The sequence below is a fragment of the Geoalkalibacter sp. genome (genome assembly GCF_030604225.1).
GTDB lineage: Bacteria > Desulfobacterota > Desulfuromonadia > Desulfuromonadales > Geoalkalibacteraceae > Geoalkalibacter.
In genome coordinates this window covers 1-4,677 of record NZ_JAUVWH010000182.1, presented here as the reverse complement: position 1 = coordinate 4,677, position 4,677 = coordinate 1, and the positions used below count along the sequence as shown (strand labels likewise).

Sequence of the window (4,677 nt, the reverse complement as noted above, 5' to 3'; positions counted from 1 at the left end):
TTTTTCAGAACGGCGACTTCACCAGTTTCCAGGTCGGGCTGTTGATCGCCATGTCGATGTCGCGGGCGAAGATGGCAAAGCCATCGTAGCCGTGGTAGGGACCGCTGTAGTCCCAGCTGTGCATCTGGCGGAAGGGCAGCCCCATTTTCTGGAACACGTACTTTTCCTTGATGCCCGAGGCGACCAGGTCAGGCTTGATGGCCTCTGCGAACACCTCCATTTCCTTCTCGGACGCGTCGTCGAACACCAGCGAGCCCTTGGGCATCTCCGGATAGGTGCGGTCGTAATCGTCGCTGTGGGCGAACTCGTAGCCCGAACCGACGCACACCATGCCCAGATCCTCGTAGGCGCCGATGGTGTGGCGGGGGCGCAGACCACCGACGAAGATCATGACCTTCTTGCCTTCCAGGCGCGGGCGGTATTCGTCGATGATCGCCTGCATGATGGGGTCGTACTTGGCGATGACCCGCTCGACGTTCTCCTTGATGGTGTCGTCGAAGCGCTCGGCGATGGCGCGCAGGCTCTCCTTGATCTTGGTCGGCCCGAAGAAGTTGAATTCGAGCCAGGGAATCCCGTACTTCTCTTCCATGACCTTGCACATGTAGTTCATGGAGCGGTAGCAGTGAATCAAATTGAGCTTGACCTTGTGGGTGGCGGCGATGTGCTCGATCTGCCCGTCGCCGGTCCACTGCGCCTTGACGTTGAGGCCGATTTCCTCGAGCACCTTGACCGCAGACCAGATGTCGCCGCCGATGTTGTAGTCACCGATCAGGGCGATGTCGTAGGGGCCGGGCTCTTCCTCAAACTCGCGGGTGCCGATGATGTGGTCGCGAATGGTGTCGTTGGAAATGTGATGCCCCAGGGACTGGGACACGCCGCGAAAACCCTCGCAGTTGCAGGGCACCACCGGCACTTCAAGCTCGCCGGCCATCTTCTTGGCGGTGGCGTTGATGTCATCGCCGATCAAGCCGACGGGACACTCGGAGAGCACCGAGATGCCCTTGGCCAGGGGAAAGAGTTCCTTGACTTCGCGACAGATGGTTTCGAGCTTCTTGTCGCCGCCGTAGACGATGTCCTTTTCCTGAAAATCCGAGGTGAACTGCATGCCCGAGAAGGAGGAAACGCCGGGCACCCCGGTGGTCAGGTTGCGCCGCGTGCCCCAGGAATACCAGCCGCAGCCCACCGGACCATGGGAGATGTGCACCATGTCGCGAATCGGACCCCAGACCACGCCCTTGGCGCCGGCGTAGGCGCAACCGCGCGCGCTCATCACGCCGGGCACGGTCTTTTTGTTGGAGCGCACCACGCAGCCCTTGTCCTCGGGATCGTTGGGAGAGAGGTGGGGGGCGCGCTTTTTCTTGGCCTTGGCCGGATAAAGCTCAAGGGTTTCCTCGATGAGCTTGGCGGCCCTTTCCTTGCTCAAGCCCTCGACTTCGGGCTTGGCTTTGACGTCTTTATCACCAGGCTGGTACATAAGCAGCTCCTGTTTGTGGTCGTTGGTGTCGCTTGTAGGGGCGGCGCCCTTTCGAGCAGTGTCCTGGGTTCGGGCAAGGGCGCACGTCGGTGCGCCCCTACCTCCGGATCAGGCGTTCTCGGCCTTGCCGATGATGGTTTCGTCCTCGGCTTCCATGATGCCGAACTCCATGAGCAGATCCTCGAGCTCTTCCATCTCCAGGGGCGTGGGCACCACCAGCATCTTGTTGTCGGCGATCTTTTGCGCCAGGGTGCGGTATTCCTCGGCCTGCTTGTGCTCGGGGGAATACTCGATGACCGTCATGCGGCGCAGCTCGGCGCGCTGCACCTGGTTGTCGCGCGGCACGAAATGGATCATCTGGGTGCCGAGTTTCTTGGCCAGGGCTTCGATGAGATCGGCCTCGCGGTCGGTATTGCGGCTGTTGCAGATCAGACCCGCCAGGCGCACGTTGCCCGAGGAGGAATACTTGAGAATGCCCTTGGCGATGTTGTTGGCGGCGTACATGGCCATCATCTCGCCGGAGACGACGATGTAGATCTCCTCGGCCTTGTTTTCGCGGATGGGCATGGCGAAACCGCCGCACACCACGTCGCCGAGGACGTCGTAGAAGACGAAGTCGAGATCCTCGGTGTAGGCGCCCTCTTCCTCGAGAAAGTTGATGGCGGTGATGACGCCGCGGCCCGCGCAGCCGACGCCCGGTTCAGGACCGCCCGATTCCACGCATTTGACATCGCCGTAGCCGACCTTGAGCACATCCTCAAGTTCGAGATCCTCGACGGTGCCCAGTTCACGCACCTTGTCCATGACCGTCTCCTGCGCCTTGGCGTGCAGGATCAGGCGGGTGGAGTCGGCCTTGGGGTCGCAGCCGATGATCATGACCTTCTTGCCCAAGCTGGCCAGACCCGCGACGGTGTTCTGGGTGGTGGTGGATTTGCCGATGCCGCCTTTGCCGTAGATTGCGATCTGACGAATTTTTTTCTCTGCCATGACGTTTCTTGCTCCTTGTTCACGGTGGATTGGTGCGCCGTGCGATCTGAGCTCCCCAGGCGGCATCGCCATTGAGTCGCGGGAAACGGCCATCGAACGTCGCGAAAAATAAAAAGCCCCACCCGGTCAAATCCGGATGAGGCCCCCTTGCCTGCTGCGGCTCCGCCGTGGCGCCGCAATCGTCTCAGTTGTGCGTTGCTCAAGAAAAAAAGCCCGAGGGAGAACCTAAGGTCCCATCGGGCTTCGTTGCCTCATCCATCGTCGGTGCCACATCCTCGTGGTGCCTGACGATCAAACTTAAAGCAGGGGTCGTGCCAAAAACATCCAATCGCCGGAAGTGGCTTTTTTGACTGTATTTTTTTTGAAATCGAGAATTTTTCCTCGGGCGCCGCGCAAAAAAAATCTGCTCATATCTTCAGCAATCCCTGTGCAGGAAACAAACAAGGCGCCTCAAAAATACGCCTGCAACCCCGTCTTGATGGCCTCGAAGGGCCGCAGTTCGGCAAAACCGGCGAGATCCATGCCCACCGCCAGGGCCCGCAGCAAGTCCGCGCCACGCTCGGGAGCGAGAAGGATTTCGCCGCACGCCGGGCGCCGCTCGATGACGATCTTGCGCGTGGCGTTGATGGGCACCTCGACAAACGGAAAGCGATAGCTCACCGCCGGGCGTTGCACGGCCTCGGCATAATTGAGCCGTAGTTCCAGGCCGTCCGGTGCGAGCAACGGCGCCAGGGTCGGATGAACGCTCAGGCGGTCCTTGGCGCGGCTCAGCTGCCAAAGACCGGCATCCGCCTGGTGCAGACGTTCCGCCTGGGCCAGGATGGCCTCCCTGGGTCCCGTGAGACAGAGAGTGCGGATATAGCCCGCCGCCGTCAGGGCTTCGTGGCTTTTGCGGGCCAGGGCGCCGTTGCGCAGGCGCGCCGCCTGGGCCTGATAGCGGTTCTTGTAGACGAAGGAGCAGTAATTGATGGGCAGATCGATGCCGCGCTCGAGGCCGTCGCGCATCAGTTCCAGGGCGCAGAGCTCCGATTCGAGAACCGTCACCTTCTCGCCATGCAGGAAGGTATAGCCGCGCCCCTGGAAACGCTCGAAATTGTACGGCGTCAGCCGTAGCTGATGCAGATTGAGGTGGGCGATGCCGCACTCGGCCATGGCGGCAATCCTGTCGCGCAGCAGTGCATATTTCTCGGGCACCGCCGGGATTTCCACGGTGACGCAGGGAATCACCCCCACCGCCAGGGCGGCCTTGTTGAGATGATAGTCCGTGGCGCCGATGTCGAAGCGGATCTCGTCCAGCCCGGCATCGCGCAATTGCCCAAGAATCTCCGGCGTGACCAAAGTGCCGTTGGTGTAGAGCCAAACGTGCAGCGCGGCGCCGAAGCGCTGTTTTGCCGCCTTGAGATAGCTCAGGGTGCGCTCGGGGGTGAGCAGCGGCTCGCCTCCGCTGAAGCTCGCGCCGGTGAATCCAAAGGCGGCCAGGTAATCGACATAGTCCGCGGGGGTGCGAAATTCCAGGGAGTTGGTGACCGGCCGGCCGATGTCGTTCTGCGCCGAGGGGCAATAGAAGCAGGCGCAGTTGCATTGGCCGTTGATGAACAGGCACGACCAGCGCCCCGCCACGCAGACGGCGCAGCCGGGGGACAAGCGGTTGCAGTCGAGCTTGGTGCCGCCGCAGCCGATGGCGACCCGGCCACTGAGAAATTCGAGCAAGGCATCGCGCCGGGCCAAAGCCGCAACAGCCTGGTCGGGGGTGGGAAATGTCAGGGCGGCGTAGCGTTCGCCGTACTCCTCGCGGTTGCGGGCAATGAGCTGCTCTTGGGTCATAGACCTCCCAGAATCTAGAAACGGATGGAAGCCGACGCGAGATCGAACCGGCTTCCATCCTGAAAATCCTGGGAAGTATAGCGATACCTGCCCAAAACCAGTCAACAGGAAACGCGTTTCTAATCGACGCGCCCTCTAGTAATGAATCACGCGCGGCAATTCCTTGGCTTGAGCGACCCAGCTCTGCACCTGATCGAGGGTGGGAAGCTTGCGCACCAGCTTTTTCTGCTCATTGAGCTCCGTCATCTTCTGATGAAGGTTCTCCGGTTTTCGCTGGGCCAATTCCGGCACGGTGTCAACCCCGGCCTGCTCGAGAAGATCGGCGTATTCCTGGCCAACGCCCTTGATCCTGAACAGATCGGAATTATTGATCCACTTCAGGAGCAATTTGT

General features: G+C 61.0%; 4 protein-coding genes. All 4 read right to left on the bottom strand.

Annotation, left to right across the window (positions count from 1 at the left end):
* Positions 1–4: 4 nt before the first annotated feature.
* Positions 5–1,474, bottom strand: coding sequence for a nitrogenase molybdenum-iron protein alpha chain (gene nifD, locus QAT43_RS14330; protein WP_305043769.1), 1,470 nt, complete (start codon positions 1,472–1,474; stop codon positions 5–7).
* Between the two features lie 108 nt (positions 1,475–1,582).
* Positions 1,583–2,446: a nitrogenase iron protein gene (gene nifH / locus QAT43_RS14325; RefSeq protein WP_442900277.1), complete on the bottom strand. Its 864-nt coding sequence runs from the start codon at positions 2,444–2,446 to the stop codon at positions 1,583–1,585.
* Between the two features lie 465 nt (positions 2,447–2,911).
* On the bottom strand, positions 2,912–4,285 hold the full coding sequence (locus QAT43_RS14320; RefSeq protein ID WP_305043767.1) for a radical SAM protein: 1,374 nt from the start codon (positions 4,283–4,285) through the stop codon (positions 2,912–2,914).
* A 135-nt stretch (positions 4,286–4,420) separates the two neighbouring features.
* Positions 4,421–4,677: DUF4332 domain-containing protein (locus tag QAT43_RS14315; protein ID WP_305043766.1), on the bottom strand; the 257-nt coding region annotated here is incomplete at its 5' end.

Bases quoted from the DNA above. Each gene is read 5' to 3' on its own strand.
- nifD (WP_305043769.1), bottom strand. From the start codon at position 1,474: ATGTACCAGCCTGGTGATAAAGACGTCAAAGCCAAGCCCGAAGTCGAG.
- QAT43_RS14320 (WP_305043767.1), bottom strand. From the start codon at position 4,285: ATGACCCAAGAGCAGCTCATTGCCCGCAACCGCGAGGAGTACGGCGAA.